Source organism: Staphylococcus sp. 11262D007BW (assembly GCF_053547815.1).
Map to the genome: position 1 here is coordinate 1,614,672 of NZ_JBPWPJ010000001.1, position 17,141 is coordinate 1,631,812.

The 17,141-nt window shown below is 35.1% G+C and carries 18 protein-coding genes; 4 read left to right on the forward strand and 14 right to left on the reverse strand.

The annotated features are described in order from the left end of the window. Positions 1–124 precede the first annotated feature (124 nt). The 7 genes from ACEE93_RS08125 to ACEE93_RS08155 all read right to left on the reverse strand — a co-directional run bounded on the left by ACEE93_RS08125 (position 125) and on the right by ACEE93_RS08155 (position 6,708). Positions 125–1,138 (reverse strand): aldose epimerase family protein, encoded by a 1,014-nt coding sequence (locus ACEE93_RS08125; RefSeq protein ID WP_449156490.1) that lies wholly within the window; start codon positions 1,136–1,138, stop codon positions 125–127. Positions 1,139–1,330: 192 nt separating this feature from the next. Further along, the gene (locus ACEE93_RS08130; protein WP_449155048.1) at positions 1,331–2,578 is read right to left on the reverse strand and encodes an ABC transporter permease; all 1,248 of its coding nucleotides are present in this window, start codon (positions 2,576–2,578) and stop codon (positions 1,331–1,333) included. After that, positions 2,571–3,470, reverse strand: a complete 900-nt coding sequence (locus tag ACEE93_RS08135; protein ID WP_449155047.1) for an ABC transporter ATP-binding protein — start codon at positions 3,468–3,470, stop codon at positions 2,571–2,573. The genes ACEE93_RS08130 and ACEE93_RS08135 overlap by 8 nt, the downstream gene beginning before the upstream one ends. Before the next feature lie 201 nt (positions 3,471–3,671). Then, on the reverse strand, positions 3,672–5,054 hold the full coding sequence (locus ACEE93_RS08140; protein WP_449155046.1) for a YfcC family protein: 1,383 nt from the start codon (positions 5,052–5,054) through the stop codon (positions 3,672–3,674). 125 nt (positions 5,055–5,179) lie between these two features. Continuing rightward, on the reverse strand, positions 5,180–5,611 hold the full coding sequence (locus ACEE93_RS08145) for a hypothetical protein (RefSeq protein ID WP_449155045.1): 432 nt from the start codon (positions 5,609–5,611) through the stop codon (positions 5,180–5,182). Further along, entirely contained in the window at positions 5,604–6,089 is a 486-nt protein-coding gene (locus tag ACEE93_RS08150; RefSeq protein WP_449155044.1) for a hypothetical protein, read from the reverse strand. Before ACEE93_RS08150 ends, ACEE93_RS08145 begins: the two co-directional genes overlap by 8 nt. 34 nt (positions 6,090–6,123) lie before the next feature. Beyond that, a complete protein-coding gene (locus tag ACEE93_RS08155; protein ID WP_449156491.1) occupies positions 6,124–6,708 on the reverse strand; it encodes a DUF805 domain-containing protein in 585 nt (194 codons plus the stop codon). A 159-nt stretch (positions 6,709–6,867) separates the two neighbouring features. Here ACEE93_RS08155 and ACEE93_RS08160 point away from each other — a divergent pair, with 159 nt between their 5' ends. Then, the gene (locus tag ACEE93_RS08160) at positions 6,868–7,476 is read left to right on the forward strand and encodes a DNA-3-methyladenine glycosylase (protein WP_449155042.1); all 609 of its coding nucleotides are present in this window, start codon (positions 6,868–6,870) and stop codon (positions 7,474–7,476) included. Positions 7,477–7,698: 222 nt separating this feature from the next. On the opposite strand, the gene ACEE93_RS08165 is transcribed toward ACEE93_RS08160, so the two are convergent. The 5 genes from ACEE93_RS08165 to ACEE93_RS08185 all read right to left on the reverse strand — a co-directional run bounded on the left by ACEE93_RS08165 (position 7,699) and on the right by ACEE93_RS08185 (position 11,794). After that, the gene (locus tag ACEE93_RS08165) at positions 7,699–9,030 is read right to left on the reverse strand and encodes a Na+/H+ antiporter NhaC family protein (RefSeq protein ID WP_449155041.1); all 1,332 of its coding nucleotides are present in this window, start codon (positions 9,028–9,030) and stop codon (positions 7,699–7,701) included. 132 nt (positions 9,031–9,162) lie between these two features. Continuing rightward, a complete protein-coding gene (locus tag ACEE93_RS08170; RefSeq protein WP_449156492.1) occupies positions 9,163–9,993 on the reverse strand; it encodes a DUF4097 family beta strand repeat-containing protein in 831 nt (276 codons plus the stop codon). Continuing rightward, positions 9,990–10,550, reverse strand: a complete 561-nt coding sequence (locus ACEE93_RS08175) for an HAAS signaling domain-containing protein (protein WP_449155038.1) — start codon at positions 10,548–10,550, stop codon at positions 9,990–9,992. Before ACEE93_RS08175 ends, ACEE93_RS08170 begins: the two co-directional genes overlap by 4 nt. Continuing rightward, positions 10,550–10,867: a PadR family transcriptional regulator gene (locus ACEE93_RS08180; protein ID WP_449155037.1), complete on the reverse strand. Its 318-nt coding sequence runs from the start codon at positions 10,865–10,867 to the stop codon at positions 10,550–10,552. The genes ACEE93_RS08175 and ACEE93_RS08180 overlap by 1 nt, the downstream gene beginning before the upstream one ends. 177 nt (positions 10,868–11,044) lie before the next feature. Continuing rightward, positions 11,045–11,794 (reverse strand): hypothetical protein, encoded by a 750-nt coding sequence (locus tag ACEE93_RS08185; RefSeq protein ID WP_449155036.1) that lies wholly within the window; start codon positions 11,792–11,794, stop codon positions 11,045–11,047. Positions 11,795–11,927: 133 nt separating this feature from the next. Here ACEE93_RS08185 and ACEE93_RS08190 point away from each other — a divergent pair, with 133 nt between their 5' ends. Together ACEE93_RS08190 and gltS are read left to right on the forward strand one after the other, a co-directional pair. Then, positions 11,928–12,764, forward strand: coding sequence for an AraC family transcriptional regulator (locus ACEE93_RS08190; protein WP_449155035.1), 837 nt, complete (start codon positions 11,928–11,930; stop codon positions 12,762–12,764). A gap of 108 nt (positions 12,765–12,872) precedes the next feature. Continuing rightward, positions 12,873–14,081: a sodium/glutamate symporter gene (gene gltS, locus ACEE93_RS08195; protein WP_449155034.1), complete on the forward strand. Its 1,209-nt coding sequence runs from the start codon at positions 12,873–12,875 to the stop codon at positions 14,079–14,081. A 53-nt stretch (positions 14,082–14,134) separates the two neighbouring features. Here the strand turns inward: gltS and ACEE93_RS08200 are convergent, their stop codons facing one another. Continuing rightward, the gene (locus ACEE93_RS08200) at positions 14,135–15,337 is read right to left on the reverse strand and encodes a GTP-binding protein (RefSeq protein WP_449155033.1); all 1,203 of its coding nucleotides are present in this window, start codon (positions 15,335–15,337) and stop codon (positions 14,135–14,137) included. 143 nt (positions 15,338–15,480) lie between these two features. Beyond that, positions 15,481–16,515 (reverse strand): type 2 isopentenyl-diphosphate Delta-isomerase, encoded by a 1,035-nt coding sequence (gene fni, locus ACEE93_RS08205; protein WP_449155195.1) that lies wholly within the window; start codon positions 16,513–16,515, stop codon positions 15,481–15,483. A gap of 117 nt (positions 16,516–16,632) precedes the next feature. On the opposite strand from fni, the gene ACEE93_RS08210 reads away from it, so the two are divergent. Beyond that, positions 16,633–17,109, forward strand: a complete 477-nt coding sequence (locus ACEE93_RS08210; RefSeq protein WP_449155032.1) for a thioesterase family protein — start codon at positions 16,633–16,635, stop codon at positions 17,107–17,109. The last annotated feature ends 32 nt before the right edge of the window (positions 17,110–17,141 follow it).

Below are 17,141 nucleotides of genomic sequence, written 5' to 3' on the forward strand. Positions count from 1 at the left end.
TTAAATAAATAGAAGAAATAACAAAAAGGTTGAGACCTTAAACTATATATGTCGAACGTCTCAAAAGAGATGTTACAACAGCAAGTTTTAGCCCCAACCCATTGTCAAATAGTCATGTATGTGGTTATTGCAAGTGTGATTCAATGCGATATGTTGTTTTAGAATAAAATGGTTTATCCGCTTTTAAGATAGAATATGCTTGATCACCGAATAGATGAATATCATTTGGCATACTTTGTGTTTCCAAAGTAATACCTGAATGTGCTTTATAAATATTCATAGGACTATCCCAATCACTTGTGTCATTCAAAGTAAAAATAACGACTTGAGGTGTATCCGTTTGAACATGTAATGTTAATGCTTCATTAGATAACGTAAACGCCCCATCTTGAACTTCAAATGGATGATCTAATCCTTGAGTTGAATGAATTTGATCAGCTAATGGACCTTCTTTTACATTAAAAAGATCTTTAAGCATAATTTCTTTTTGTCCAAAAGTTTGAATTAAATCAATAGGTTTCAATACAGGTAATTGGTCATCACCTAATGGAAATAGTTGTAATTTGTCACTTGATAGGACATGATTATCGATCACCTTATTGTCATTATTAAGATTAAAATACACGTGATTCATAGGGTTAAATAGCGTATCTTTATCTGATTTCGCAAAATACTCGATCGCCCACGTACTTGTTTCATCATATGTGAAAACAACCTTAACCTCCATATTACCTGGGAAATGGTCATCCGCTTCTTTCAAGGTTGTTTGAAAAATAACTTTGACTTCTTGATCATGCTCCTCAATATCATAATCAAATAAGCGATACGACAGACCATTTACACCCCCATGTAAATGATGAGGCGCATCATTCGTTTCAAGTTGTATTGTTTTATCATTTAGTTGAAATTGTCCATTTTGGATACGACCGCCGAAACGTCCAACTGTCGCGCCAAAATAGAATGGATTGTTTGGATAAAATTCATCCGCTTCAACTTCGTTCCCTAATACGATGTTGTTATCTCCCAATTTCCAACTGACAATGCGTGCACCATAGTTCGTAAATACGATTTTGCTAGAAGTATTTTCAATTTTGATTAGTTCGATACCGTTTGTTTGTTTTTCAATGTTGATGTTCATTGTTTTAACTCCTTTAACACTCCCGATTTCCCCTATTGATAGTACAACCTATTGCATCCCTAATATACATAGTATACCATCACTTTTACAGAATTCGAAATTTCCGTATGCACGGATACGGTTCATTTAAAGCAATTATTTGCAACTTTAACCCCCTTAAATGCTGCAAACTTAAACTGCTGTCATAATCACTTACTTTCCTTTTTTAAGAAATGTGCGTTTAATTGATGGAATAATGCCTTTTTCAAATGTTAAGACTGCTGTCTGATAAGTACGCGCAGCAATCCATAATAAAACACCAATTAAGACAATATGAATCACTACTGCGATAACACCTTCAATAAGTGGTGTACTCGCTAATGATAAACGCGTAAACGTAACAAATGGTGAAAAGAAAGGCACATACGTTAATATTTTCAGAATGACATGGTCTGGTGAAAAGGCACCAAAATACCCTGCATAAAATCCTGCAATTAATAATAACGTCACTGGCATCAATGATTGCGCCATATCTTCAATACGAGATGTCATATTACCTAAAATAGCCGCTAAAATAACGTAAGCTAATATGCCTAAAATAAGGAGAATAACGCCAAATACAATTAATCGAATAAGGAATGGTGTCATCTCGAAACTAAAGCCCTCAAATTGATTACCTACATCAAAGGCGAAAAATGCAACGGCTATCGTAACACCTAAAATAACCATTTGTGTTACTGCAACTGCCAACACTGCTGAAATTTTAGCTATAATGTGCATCGTTGGCTTCACACTTGTAATAATCATCTCTGATACGCGTGAGACTTTTTCTGTAGCCAATTCCATAGCAATTTGTTGGGCATACGTCATAATAATAAAGAACATAACAAATGTTCCTGCCATGACAATCACTTTGCTTATAACGTCCTCTTCACTACTCAATGATTGGTTCGCTTCTGAATCATCCGTTACGATTTTATCTTCTACATTACTTTGTGCTTGTAACTTTTGAAGATCATTACCATTTAATCCTAACGTATCAGCCACTTGTTGAATATTCAATTGTGTTAAAATTGAGCTTAATTCTGCTTTATCTGTAGATGAGGTTTCATCTTGAGTTAAAATTTGAGCAGATAAACCATCATCATCATTTTTTGAAATGATATAAGCTTGGTCAATGGTTTGATCTTTAACCTTTTTCTCAGCTTCCTTCAAACTCATTTTTTCATATGTAACATCATCATTTAACTGTTCACTTTGCGCTTTAACCGCTTTATAAACATTATTATCTTGAACCACGATACCCACTTCACGATTATCGTCGTCAAACATATTGATAATTTTGTCTAAATTAGCCGCTAATAAAATCGCTAATATCATTAATACTGTCGTAATGATGAATGCTTTTGCTTTTACTTTCTTACTATAAGTTAATTTAAATGTGGCCCAAAATTTACTCATCAATATCACCTACTTCTTGAATGAAGATTTCATTAATAGTAGGATCCATTACCTCAAATCGCTTCACAAATCCTCGTTGCTGAATCTTCTCAAATATTGTTTCGGCTACAGCTTCTTCTTCTATTGTAAAGTAAGTCTGTCCTTTAATCTCTTCGACTTGACGAATGCCCTCTAATGTACCAATATCCGATACATCATAATCTGCATCGATAACGACACGTTTATAGCCAACTTGAGATTTAACCTTACCAATCGGCCCTTGTACTACGATTTCACCGTGATTTAAAATACAAACATCATCACATAACTCTTCGATATGCTCCATACGATGAGAACTAAAAATGATCGTAGCACCTTGTTGGTTTAAATCAATAATAGCTTTTTTGAGTAGTTCCACATTAACAGGATCCAAGCCGCTAAATGGCTCATCCAATATAAGTAATTTAGGTTCGTGAATAATACTTGCTAATAATTGAACTTTTTGTTGGTTCCCTTTTGATAAGGATTCGATCTTTTTATCTCTATTTTCTGTTATTTTAAAACGCGCCAACCAATCATCTATAATTTGATTGATGTTTGAACGTTTCATCCCTTTTAATGTAGCCAAATACTTTAATTCTTCAGCGACGGTTAACTTAGGATGGAGACCCCTTTCTTCAGGTAAATAACCAATTTGATTGTACTTTGAGTCATCAATCGGTTTACCTTCAAATGTCACCGTGCCTTCAGTTGGTTCTATCAGGCCTAAAATCATTCTAAATGTGGTCGTTTTTCCCGCTCCATTTCGTCCTAAGAAACCTAGCATTTTGCCTTTTTCTAATTCAAACGTAACATTTTTTACAGCATAAAAATCTTTAAAACGTTTGGAGACGGCGTTAACTTTTAATGTCATCCCAACACCTCTTCTTAATTTTTAAAAACATGCTCTTTCTTTATTCTAATCTATTCAACAGTTAAATGGAACACGATTTCTCCTAATATTTTATAAAATCATTTTTTCATTAAGCACTAAAAAATTAAAAACAACCCTTTATTCATACTCAGAAGAGGTTGGGAACCATTAATCGCTTTTCCATAGCATTAGCACTTTATATTAATAACCAATTAAAAAAGCAATAGACATCGCTACCATACAAATAACCACCCATAACGCAATGACACGCCATGCAAATTTTAACCATTGAATGTATGAAATATTTGCTACGGCAAGCGCACCCATCAACACAGCTGATGTCGGGAATAAACTATTACTAATCGAGTCGCCATATTGAAACGCTAGTACAGTAATTTGACGATTAATATTTAATAAATCCGATATCGGTACGAGTAACGGCATTGTTGTTAATGCTTGGCCCGAACCTGAAGGAATAAAAAAATTAAGAAAAAATTGAAAGACAAACATGCCGATAATTGTAATAAGCGGTGGTAAGCCTTCTAAAAATGAAGACATCACAAATACAATTGTATCAATAATCTTTCCATTTTCTAAGATGACAATAATCCCTTTGGCAAATCCAACGATCATCGCACCAAATAATATTTTCTGCATCCCTTTAACTAATGCATCAAATGTGCCATTAAAACCTAATCCACCCACAAAACCCGCAATAATTCCTGCTAATAAAAAATTCGCACTCATTTCATTAAAAGACCAATCGTATCGAAAAATGCCAAATACATTAAACACAATGGCTAGCACTAAAATGATTAAACTCGCTACTTGTCTTTTAGAAGCATGTTGCGCCTCTGCAGGCTGAAAGCTATCTTTTTCTTGACGCTCTAATTCATAAACAATACTTTTATGCGGGTGTTTTTTAACCTTTAATGCATAAAGCATGACTAGTACGATTGCAACGAAAAGAATAGGCAAATAAATCAGTGTTCGTAAACCCCAACCTGAAAATAGTGGTAATTCAGCAACTTGTTGCGCCACTCCTACTGTAAAAGGGTTGAGCATTCCTCCAATAAACCCACTTGCTGCACCCAAGATGACCATAGCAGCACCTGTTAACGCATCATAACCTAATGTTCTTGCAATAATAACACCAATCGGCACAAATATAATCACTTCTTCAGCTAAACCAATCGAAAAACCAAGTAATGAAAATACTGCCATTGTTAATGGAATCATCATTATTTTAAATTGACCTAGTCGTCTCATCACACTATTGACACAAGCTTCAATAGCACCACTTTGATGAATAATCCCAAATGCACCACCAACTAGAAATACATAAAAAACAATATCTGCAGCACTAATCAGTCCGTCAGGTATTGCTCTAAAAATATCTAAAAAGTGTGCCGGTTCAGAAGCAAACGTTTCATAAGAATTGGGAACTACAATCGTCTGTCCATTTTCTTCTTTACGATCAAATTCCCCTGATGGTATAACATAAGTTAACACACTCGCAACAACGATGACGATCATCAATAAAGCGTATGTGTGCGGCATCTTTAAATGTTTTAGTCTTTTCATAATTAATCCCCTTTTTTTCTGAAAATACTGATTTTTTAAGATACTTCTATTATACACATACTAAGCAATAATAAAAGCGGGAATTGACAACCTCTTACTAACGAAATTGTCTTTCCCGCCTAAACTTAAACTCTAGATGAAGTTATAAAATAAAGGAGTGTCCATAAAACTGAAATGCTACTAAATGCAGTAGTCATGCTTTCACTTATAGCTATCCAAGTAACCTTCCCATTCCATAGGCTTAACACCATCGCGACAATTACAATACTAACCATCGCTGATAATAGCCAAAAAATATACCGTCGACCTTTTGTATTGAGAGGTATCATTATCGCACCTATCACGCTTAACACTAAAAATATGATCATAGCTATAAGTTCAATCATCATCGTTTGGTTCATTAATAGTTTGAACCAAATAGATATATTCAACACGATTAATGTCCCCCAAAAAAGCCAAGAGAGACTTTTCCCTAATTCCTTTCTTGAGTGTTGTATTTCTGAACTAGTTTTGTACATTTCACCATTTAAGATGTTTAAACAATTATAATTACGCATCAGTCTCCCCCTCATTGACCAACTCGACACTACGTTGTGTCACAAACCATAAATACAGGAATCCTAGTAAAATCATTCCAAATAAGCTAATCAATCGACCAAAGGAAGGGAATGCTAATGGTTTATCTAAAATAAATAGCGGTATGAAATACACCACTAAAACAAATAATAGGATAAAGATAATGTAGGTTATCATATGACGTATTAATAAAAATCGCGTCATTTTCTTTAGTTCTCTATGTGAACCTACTTTTATTTTCCGATTTTGCCAATCTCCACCACCAAGAACCGTAATCAAACGCATCCCAATGATGATTATTAATAAAGGACCGCCAATTGATATCAACGATAATTGTGTCTCTTGAAAATTTAGCGAAACAGACAGCAAACTTATCAAAATCAAGACAATATAAGTAAAGATAAAGTATTGTGCTTTTCTCTTATTTATATTACTTGTACGCTCTTTAGTGCATTTCATAGACACTTTCACTCCTACAAATCTATTGATTGTCTTACTCATGTATAGGTTGTTGTGCTTGATTACTTATATACTTAGGAGAAGGACCATATTTGTTTGTTTCTTTTTTACTATTAAGTAACGTAATGATAAATGAAAAAATAGTTAAAGCGAGTGATATTAAACCAACTATGACCACTAACCATGTTGGTAAAAAGCCAAATAAACCTGTTGTTTCATACACCGTCACATTACTTTCTGGATTTTCCATGATGGTTTGAGTTTGTGTTACAACACTTGAAATTGACATTAAAATACTTAATATGAATGAAATCAGAGGAACTAGCATTGAGAACCCTCTATCATGAAAACGTCGTGTGAGTAATGAAAAATTAGGAATCAAGGTCGCAAGCGGATAAATCAACGATACGGTAACCATGCCGATGACTGTAATAATTGGCCCTATTATTGGAATAAATAAAAATAAAATAGAGACAATACTTCCACCCATCAATACAATGACATGCCATAATACTGTCCACCAGTATTCACTTCGACGACTTCTTCCTTTAAAATTAATATAATTTTTCCAAAATAATATGTAAGCTTCTAAAAATCCTACTTTAGGTAATTCGTACATCTTTCAGCCTCCTTAATTGTATTTTTTCTCAGTGTATCATATTCCACCTTATTTGAAAGCCAAATTTAAATTTTATTATTAAATTATAGACTGTTTGGATGTTTCAAAGTATCAATGCTAATATAATGATAAAATGAATGTATACGTATGGAGGTAACTATGGATTTTATACACCGTCCCACACCCGAAATTGCTAAAGATTTACTTGGTGTGAAATTAATTTATGAATCAGATTCACAAATATACACAGGTTATATTGTTGAAACAGAAGCTTATTTAGGCGTTAAAGATCAAGCATCGCATAGTTTTAATGGTAAACGCACACCTCGCGTTGAATCACTTTATCAAGAAGGTGGCACAATTTATGGTCATATGATGCACCGTCAATTGTTGATTAATTTCGTCACTCAAAAACAAGATGAACCTGAAGGCATTTTAATTCGAGCAATTGAACCTGAAGAAGGTCTTGAACAAATGCTTGAAAACCGAGGCAAAACTGGGTACGAAGTTACAAATGGCCCCGGAAAATTAACCATCGCAATGGACATCCCACGTTCAATAGATGGCTTAAAAATTAATGAAGGCGCGCTCAAAATCGACACTACACAACGCAAATACCCGCGCGAAATTGTCGAAAGCCAACGCATCGGCATTCCAAACAAAGGCACATGGACCACAGAACCCCTCAGATTTACAGTCAAAGGCAACCCATACGTCTCACACATGCGCGTCAAAGACAGACAACCACAAGAACAAACATGGCAATAAAAAGTTACGTACACTTCGAACAAAGTGAGGTAGTGTACGTTATGCATGCGAACGAAGGTGAGCAGGCGAACCTTTCCTTAGCAACAAATCACGCACTAAATCTATACAAAATCCCCCAGCAGTTAAATGATAACTTTTAACTGCTGGGGGTTGTTATTTATGAGGTTGAGCTACAAAACTTTAATACTTTGAAAAGCCAATTAACGCACTTCTACCTCATGCTTATTCTATTTCAGTTGTTTTTCGTTTTCTAAACATACCTAAATGAATTGAAATGATTGTACAAATCACTAATATCAATGGATAGTATGAATATTTTAATACCTCAAGGTATGATACATCACCAAATTGTTCAGCCATCAACATTCCGCTATCATGCGGCAAGACCATTAAGGCACTAGCTGCAAAAATATCAAGTAAACTTGCCATTCGTTTTGGTGCTATTTTATACGTATCACCAATCTCTTTAGCAATTGGGGCAGAAATAATAATTGCTAAAACATTATGTACAAGAGCTGCTGATAAAATACCTGATAATATCCCCATAGAGTATTCTGCACTCGTTGTACCATTCGCTCTTTTCTTGAGCGTTTCAATAATCCAATCAATACCGCCATAATATCGAATTAACGCCACTAATCCAGACACTAAAAAGGCGATTAAGAAAATCATAAAAGTATCTTCCATGCCATTTCCAATTTCTGTCGTCCACTCGAAAAATGAAATGTTTCCTCTTAATAAGCCAATAATACCAGTTAGGACAATGCCAGAGATTAAGACGAGCATCACATTCATTCCAGCAATAGCAGCGACTAATACAAATAAATATGGTAATAAATCAATAAAGTTATACGATAAATCGCCTTTAATTTTGCCTGTACCACCAATGATTGCATAAATAATAAAGGTAATCACCGCAGCAGGCAGTGCAATGAAAAAGTTCGCTTTAAACTTATCTTTCATCTTGGCACCTACACCTGTTGTTGCCGCAATTGTCGTATCTGAAATAATGGATAAGTTATCTCCAAAATAAGCCCCTGCAATCACTGCAGCAGCGGCAGCAGCAACATTTAAATCAGCTGCTTGTGCTACGGCAACCCCAATTGGAATAAAAGCAGCTTGTGTTCCAGTTGAAGTCCCTAGTGATGTTGCGACAAACGCACTCATAATAAATATGCCAGGAATCAATAAGCTAGGTGGAATAATCGATAGCCCCATATTGACCATCGCCTCTTGACCGCCCATTGCAGAAGCTGCACTAGCAAATGCCCCTGCTAATAATAAAATCAATCCTAATTGAACAATACCAGAAGAACCCGCATTTTCTGTAAATATTTTAATTTTACGTGTTACGGGTGTTTTACGATCATAAGCTAACCAAGCAATGATAATCGCTACGAAAATAGCCACATGTCGGGGTAACTTATCGAAAGCATCGTCCGCACCTTGAAATGTAAAGAATAATCCTACGCCAACATACAACACAAGAAAAATAAGTAAAGGAAGTAAAGCTAAAGCCCCATAGTGTTTTTGACTTCTTAAATCTTCGGACATAATTCGGTCTCCTCAATTCTTAGTATCGTTATATGAATTATACACGCTAAAAACAATTTGACAAGATGTTTACTCAAATTCATTATAAGATACGCTAATCACTAAAGAAACAATCGCCCACTTCCTACCTACTTAACCTTCTATGCCAGATATGATTGTAATGTCTCCTTTTTTATTATTAATCTTTACCTCATTTTCGCCGTTACCAACTTGGTGACTCATTTCATCTAACTCTTCAACACCGTCTAAATCGACTGTTCCTTCTTGATTAGTCACATTGAATTTAGTATTGCTGAGTGTCGGGTTATACTCCATATAAATTGTGCCGTTTTGATTATCTAATGTCATAGGAATATCATTGTGAATACCTGATATATCAATATACCCCCATTTATTTTTCATTTTCACCTGTTTTAATTGGACGTCCGATAGTTCGTAATTTCCGTTTTCAATTTGGCCACTCAACTCATCTATACTGCTATCATTTAGCATTATATTACTATCTATAAGTGTTGTGTTCAGTTGTTTTACAGACATATCTTCAACTAACGCATTAACACGTGTTCCGTTAATCTTAAGTTGTGACAATAACTGTTCTGGTATTTCAACAACCAATCTATTTTTCTCAAGGGGACGGACGGGATTCAAATTAATTTCTGGCTTATTTTCGTTATTATTATTCATATTAATCTGTGCTTTTCCAGACTTACTATCATGATTCAGTGTCACGCCATCTTTCTCAAAATCGGCTGTATATGTTAATTGATCACCTTTTCGAATCGTTAAATCAATATTTTTAGCATTAATATCAAGTTGTTTAATATTTTGATCATCAAATGTATGTTGTTTCTGTTGATTTTCCTCATATTGATTATCTACAAACGTATAATAATATGTGCCAACGCCACCAACGATAAAACACAATAATCCGATGATAAAGCAAATTAAAAGTGCTTTCTTCATAATCGAACACTCCCTTTAACAACTTTAACGTTCCATTTTAGATATTTCACAATTGCGATATAACCCCATTTGATGATAAGTATCGTAATCACGATAAGCATTAAACCTACACCGATATAGCCTAAAGCAGCAAACCAATCCGTCATTACGACTTCTCCCCATTGAGGATTAGCTTGTTTGATCAATAGTAAAATAGGCGCTGCTAGCATTACTAAAGTCGTAAACAGTAATCCAATAAGAATCCCAATATAGATGATTAGTGGTCCCATCACTAAAATAAAATTTAATATACTTAATCCTAAGACTGACAATATTGCTTTAAACAAGTTATTCGAACTTTGATTGACCTCAGCATGGTACACTGCATTTTCTGCCGAGATATCTCGTGCGAGTGCTTTGGGATCACCAAGCATATGTGCAATTTCTTCTTCTGACCGTCCATCCTTTATACCTTCAATGAAATGTCGATCATATTCTCCAACAATATCGTTGCGTTCTGCTTCAGGTAAATGTTTTAAATACAAATATAATGTTTGCAGATATTGTTTTTTAGTCATCACATTTCACTCTCCTTTATAAATAACGTGACTATGTCTGCAAATTCATGCCATTCTTTCATTAATGTTGCTAAACGTGCTTCTCCTTCTGTCGTTAATTCATAATATTTACGTGCAGGACCTTCCCGAGAGGGTTGATAATACGTACTTAATACGTTGTCTTTGACTAACCGTCGTAAAATGGGATAAACCGTTCCTTCAGCTATGGTCATTCGATTCGAAATTTGTTGAACTAAAGAATAACCATATTGTGGTTCCTTTTTGATGATTAACAACACAATCATCTCAAGGGCCCCTTTTTTAAATTGAATATTCATTGATTCACCTCACATAAATAAATTCACTACTGTTTAATGTATAATACTTAACTAGAGTATATAATACGGTACTAAATAATACAAGGTACTATGTTAAATGTCGTTCTGTTTTTCGCATTTATAAAAAGAGGCCAAGATATAAAGCAAAACGCTCGATATCTCAACCTCTTTCAATCATTATTTAACTAGATGTGCTATTGTTTCATCCTCAGTTTCTAAAAATAAAATGTAAGGACTATGTTCAGGACTATGCTGACACGAAATATGATTGCGCTCATCGTGAGCGATAATCCCAGATGTCATTACATACCCTTTCTCATCTATTAATTCATAAGCAATAAATGGCGTTCCTTCAATATTTAAAATCTCTACTTCCACTTCTGCTAACTGCTTTTGATTACAATACCTTAAATGAATACTAAAATCTTCAATGCGATCATTTGCGCGTTCAATGATATAAGGCGCATTCATTGTTTGATGCACAGCTCCTTGTTGTAAATGAACGTATATTTCAATGACGTCGTCCTTCCCCGTTAATAACGTCGTAATATCGTAACGAGATAAGGGCTTTTTATCATTTGCCTTTATTAAGGTGCCGTTCACTTTAATGCTATAAGTTCCATGAATAGACCCTACACATAAAAAATAATCTTTTGAAAAATCATAATCTGTAAACAACACATCCCAGCGATACAAATAAGTCTGTTGATAAGACGGTATCAGTAGTGAGGGTGTCATTAAAAAGTGGAATGGGTTGTTTGACCGTAAAGCCTCATCATTCATATTTTGAGACTGATATGAACACCAACTTTTTATTATTGGTTTGTTTAAAGGGGTTATCGCATGAAGATGTTGCGGTTTTCTTCTCTGCTGATACTCCTTTTGACTTGAAAACGGTATAAATTTTTCATTTATTGCTAACTCCAATTGGTTGCTTTCTCCTTTATCAATAATTTTTATAATTATTGATAATTTATCATATTATTTTTTTAGTTGTTATACGTTTATGAATACAAAACATGGTAAAATGTTTCCAACTCAAGTCGAAGGAGCACATACCATGCAATTACTATGGAAAATATTTAAAAAAGCCCAATTAGAAGCCAATATCGATGAATGCGGTATTGAAATCGGGACCCCACAATCAGGCTACCAATACGTTGTGACTAAACCGTATGTTTTACATGTCGTCATGACAGGGACTGGCACAATTGTCTATAATCATCAAACCTATCATCTTAACCAAGGGGATCTGTTCTTATTAAAACGAGGGATGGATGTACATTATTACTCAGCTATTGAAGACCCGTGGACATATTATTGGGTAGGCTTTAGTGGCAAGTTAGCAAATGATTATTTAAAACGTACCACACTTGAAGCACACCCCATTGTTCAAAATCGTGATACTTCAGAGATTACAAAACTCATCTATAAAATGTGTCAACGTTCGATTTCATATGACATTCATGCATCCGACGATATCGTGCATATGCAAGAATTATACCAACTCTTTTATCTGCTTCATCAATCGTTTCCTAAACCCTTTAAACCGGTTGAAAATGAGATCTATTCTAATGTTCGTAAAGCCATTCACTTTATGAATCAAAATTACATGAATCCAATTAAAATTCAAGACGTTGCAGACCATGTTAATATGAGTCGAAGTTATCTATATAAATTATTTATCAAACATGTAGACCAATCTCCTCAACAATATTTAGTTCATTTAAGAATGTATCACGCTGCGTTATGCTTAAAAGAAACCTCTAAACAAAGCCAAGAAATTGCTTATTTAGTAGGCTACAAAGATCCCATACAATTTTCAAAAGCGTTTAAAGCGTATTATGGAGTTTCTGTATCGCAATACCGCAAAAATAACAAACCGATAAAAGGTTGAAGAAATTATTTTAAATATATATGGCTTTTTAGTGATAAAATAAGTATAATGGGATAATATGGGGAATGGAAACCCTTTCTTATATCATGATTAAAGGGGGAGCAATCATTGATTACTTTAAATGGTGTTACTACATTATTTTTAGCTTGTTTATTACTACTCATAGGACAAGCCATTGTAAACAAAGTTAGTATTTTCAATCGTTTAAGTATACCGTCACCTGTTATCGGCGGCCTTATTTTTGCGATTATTTCAGCTATTTTATCTACAACAGGTGTATTAAAAATAGAATTAGATGGTCAGTTTTTTCAAGATTTCTTTATGTTAGCTTTTTTCACCACAATTGGTTTAGGTGCCTCTTTTAAATTATTAAAATTAGGCGGTAAAGTTTTAATTGTTTATTGGATTTTATGTGGTGTACTCGCAACTTTTCAAAACGTAATCGGCGTCTCTTTAGCCAAAGTATTACATATCGATCCATTATTAGGTCTTACTGCAGGTGCGATGTCAATGGAAGGTGGACATGGTAATGCTGCAGCTTATGGTCAAACAATTCAAGACTTAGGTATTGATTCTGCAGTCACTGCTGCGTTAGCTGCTGCAACACTTGGTCTTGTAGCTGGTGGGCTAATTGGTGGTCCAATTGTACGTTTTCTAATTAAAAAATATGATTTAAAACCAATTGATGCGCAATCTGAACAAAAAGATTACTCTGAAATTGATGTGAATAAACGTTTACAGAAAAACTTTTCTTTAAATGAAGTATTCTTTATTCAAATCACAATCATTTTATTCTGTATGGCGCTCGGTACATTTTTAGGTAATCTCTTTAGTGACTTAACTGGAATTAATATCCCGTTATATGTCGCATCTATGTTTATCGCGGTGATCATTCGAAATATTTCAGAATTTGGAAATTTAAATTTAATTGACTTAAAATTAACAAATCAAATCGGTGACATTTCGTTAAGTATCTTTTTATCAATTGCGTTAATGAGTATTCAACTTACAGAAGTTTATAACTTAGCTTTACCACTACTTATCATCGTGATTTGTCAAATTATCTTCGTGGCGCTTTTCTCAATTTTTATCGTCTTCCGCTTGCTCGGTAAAAACTATGATGCCGCAGTGATGATTGGTGGCTTTATCGGTCACGGATTAGGTGCAACGCCAAATGCGATGGCCAACTTAGATACTATTACGAAAAAGTTTGGTAACTCACCGCGTGCTTACTTAGTAGTACCGATTGTAGGTGCCTTTTTGGTCGACTTACTCGGTGTACCAATTATTACAACTTTCATTAATATTTTTAGTTAAAAACATTAAAGCGTTTGAGCCCAATAATCAAGGCTCAAACGCTTTTGTTTTGTTTAAACTTGTTTTGTAATCTGCCATGGATATGGGTTATCTAACTGGGCCCAATCTTGATTGATTTCTTCACTATTGATTAAACAACGATCCAATGCTTCTGTGATTGCTGCTTCATCTAAATCAACACCTATGATAACAAGCTGTGTATGACGATCGCCGTATTCTGGATCCCAATCCGCTCTAACATCTGCTCTTTCTTGTAAAATAGCTGCACGTTCCGCTTTAGGCATCGTAGCCACCCAGAACGTTACTGGATGAATATCGACTGCAGTTCCTGCTTGTGAGACGAGACAAGCCACTTCATTATACTGTGCTAACCAAGCAATCCCTTTAGCACGTACAATATTATTAGGCATTTCTTCTAACCACTGATTAAAACGTGTAGCATGAAACGGTAAACGTCTTTTATAGACAAATGAACGAATACCATATTCTTCCGTTTCTGGCGTGTGCGTTGCATGGCCGCCTGCTTCTAATTCTTGTAGCCACCCCGCAGACTGACTCGCAGTCTCAAAATCAAATCGTCCAGTATCTAATACATCTTCTAAATTCACTTCCGAATTTACAGTACGAAGAATTTGAGCTGAAGGTTGTAGCTTCCGTAACATGGCTTCTAAACGATCTGCATCTTCTGTCGATACTAAATCAACTTTATTTAATACAAGGACATCACAAAACTCAATTTGATCAATTAATAAATCTGCAATCGTACGTTCATCTTGATCGCTGACCCCTTGATTCCGATCATTTAACAAATCACCTGACTGGTAATCTTTGATAAAACGATTAGCATCTACGACTGTCACCATCGTATCAAGGCGACATGACTCAGTTAAATCAATACCGAGTTCCTCATCAACGTAAGAAAAAGTTTGTGCGACTGGCACAGGTTCAGATATTCCTGTCGATTCAATTACAATGTGGTCTATGCTTCCTCGTTTTACAATGCGCTCTACCTCTTTTAATAAATCTTCTCTCAATGTACAACAAATACATCCGTTTGATAATTCCACTAGTTTTTCGTCAGTTCGTGATAATCCACCACCATTAGCAACGAGATCTTTATCAATATTGACTTCGCTCATATCATTAACAATGACCGCAATGCGACGATGTTCTCTATTATTTAAAATATGATTTAATAATGTCGTTTTCCCTGACCCTAAGTAACCACTTAATACTGTTACTGGAATTTTAGACATAATACCTCTCCTTTAAATCGAAATTATTACGATTTAAAGTATATACTATTTTCCTTTTTCATTGCAATGACTAATTTTAATGCTTTTATATATAACAAAAAGGTTGAGACTTTAAACTAGATGTTGTCTCAACCCTCTCACATTTACAATTGTCTTTGCTCCATCCAATTTTTAAGTTCCCGATCTAACACAATCGAACTTTGACGCAAATCACGAATGGATGTCGCATTTAACATTGTCATGATTTTTTTCATTTGCATTTTAAAGTCTTCAAGATACTTGATCGCCGCTTCGACACCGTCATTTTGTACTTTTAATAAAACATTACGAGACATGCCCACCGCTTCAGCTCCTAATCGAAAAGCTTTGATGGCATCTAAAGGGTTACGAATACCGCCGCTTGCTAAAATATGGACTTGATTGTATAAGTTTCTAGCTTCTAAAAGGGACACTGCTGTAGATTGTCCCCACTCATACAAGTAATCCATCTCATGCGCAGGGCGTCTTGCATTTTCAATCATCGCGAAATTAGTGCCACCTTTGCCACTAACATCCACATAATTAACACCGCACTGTTTTAATAACTCGATGGTTTCATAACTCATCCCAAAACCGACTTCTTTAACAATCACTGGCACATCTACAGTTTCCACTATGGTTTGGATATTAGAAAGCCAATGATCAAATTGACGATTACCTTCAGGCATAATTAGCTCTTGTGGCGCATTTACGTGAATTTGCAGCGCATTGGCCTCAATCAAGTCTATTGCTTGCTTAGCTTGATCCACTTCTACATCCGCTCCGACGTTCGCCCATATTTGCCCTTCTGGATTCACTTGGCGTGTTACTTTAAACGTGTCACTTACTTCTGGATTTTTAATGGCTGCATGCATACTGCCAACCGCCATCGCACTATTCGTTTCTTTCGCCACATAAGCTAACTTTTCATTCAGTTTACCTGTCCATTTAGAACCGCCTGTCATCGCATTAATATAGATTAAATTCGGAACCTCAAGGTCAGGAAATGAAGACTTTAATTGAACGTCTTCAACATTGATTGAAGGGATAGAATGATGAACAAACTGAACACGATCAAAGTCTGATTGCACCGTTTGACGTTGATTTAATGCTAAAGACATATGTTCATCTTTTCGTTGTTCTCTTTTATGACTCATAATTATTCCCCTTTTTCATCTTATTACTTTGACTATACCACATTTTCAAAGTATTTTATTCATATCTCATGTTATGATACAAAAGTGTATACAATTTATTAAACAAAGGAGGTACCGCTCATGCTCACATTTCCTTATTTTTATACCGATACTGTGCACGATGAGTGGATTGATCGTAATCAGCATATGAATGATGCAGAATATGCGCGTGTTTTCAGTTTAGCGATTGATGCGTTTCATGATCAAATCGGTCTTACTAATGAAGCTCGAGACCAAAGAGCGTATACTGTATTCACTTTAGAAACACACATTAGTTATTTAAAAGAATTGCCAGCTAAAACGCCGTTTAAAGTGCAAATTTCAATCTATCAACTTGATTATAAAAGAACGCACTTTTTCTTAGAATTGATTAATGAGCACACGAACGACTGTGTTGCAACTGCCGAGACAATGATGATGGGGATTAGTCGTCAAACTGGCAAATCTGCACCTTATCCTGATGATATTTACCAATCTGTCCAAACGTATTATGATTCACAGCCACAAAGAAAATGGCCTCAACAACTTGGCCATCGTATCGCCATTCCTAAATCATAAAAAAATTGGGAGACCTATACGCTATCGGTCTC

Bases quoted from the DNA above. Each gene is read 5' to 3' on its own strand.
- ACEE93_RS08125 (WP_449156490.1), bottom strand. From the start codon at position 1,138: ATGAACATCAACATTGAAAAACAAACAAACGGTATCGAACTAATCAAA.
- ACEE93_RS08130 (WP_449155048.1), bottom strand. From the start codon at position 2,578: ATGAGTAAATTTTGGGCCACATTTAAATTAACTTATAGTAAGAAAGTA.
- ACEE93_RS08135 (WP_449155047.1), bottom strand. From the start codon at position 3,470: ATGACATTAAAAGTTAACGCCGTCTCCAAACGTTTTAAAGATTTTTAT.
- ACEE93_RS08140 (WP_449155046.1), bottom strand. From the start codon at position 5,054: ATGAAAAGACTAAAACATTTAAAGATGCCGCACACATACGCTTTATTG.
- ACEE93_RS08145 (WP_449155045.1), bottom strand. From the start codon at position 5,611: ATGCGTAATTATAATTGTTTAAACATCTTAAATGGTGAAATGTACAAA.
- ACEE93_RS08150 (WP_449155044.1), bottom strand. From the start codon at position 6,089: ATGAAATGCACTAAAGAGCGTACAAGTAATATAAATAAGAGAAAAGCA.
- ACEE93_RS08155 (WP_449156491.1), bottom strand. From the start codon at position 6,708: ATGTACGAATTACCTAAAGTAGGATTTTTAGAAGCTTACATATTATTT.
- ACEE93_RS08160 (WP_449155042.1), top strand. From the start codon at position 6,868: ATGGATTTTATACACCGTCCCACACCCGAAATTGCTAAAGATTTACTT.
- ACEE93_RS08165 (WP_449155041.1), bottom strand. From the start codon at position 9,030: ATGTCCGAAGATTTAAGAAGTCAAAAACACTATGGGGCTTTAGCTTTA.
- ACEE93_RS08170 (WP_449156492.1), bottom strand. From the start codon at position 9,993: ATGAAGAAAGCACTTTTAATTTGCTTTATCATCGGATTATTGTGTTTT.
- ACEE93_RS08175 (WP_449155038.1), bottom strand. From the start codon at position 10,550: ATGACTAAAAAACAATATCTGCAAACATTATATTTGTATTTAAAACAT.
- ACEE93_RS08180 (WP_449155037.1), bottom strand. From the start codon at position 10,867: ATGAATATTCAATTTAAAAAAGGGGCCCTTGAGATGATTGTGTTGTTA.
- ACEE93_RS08190 (WP_449155035.1), top strand. From the start codon at position 11,928: ATGCAATTACTATGGAAAATATTTAAAAAAGCCCAATTAGAAGCCAAT.
- ACEE93_RS08200 (WP_449155033.1), bottom strand. From the start codon at position 15,337: ATGTCTAAAATTCCAGTAACAGTATTAAGTGGTTACTTAGGGTCAGGG.
- ACEE93_RS08210 (WP_449155032.1), top strand. From the start codon at position 16,633: ATGCTCACATTTCCTTATTTTTATACCGATACTGTGCACGATGAGTGG.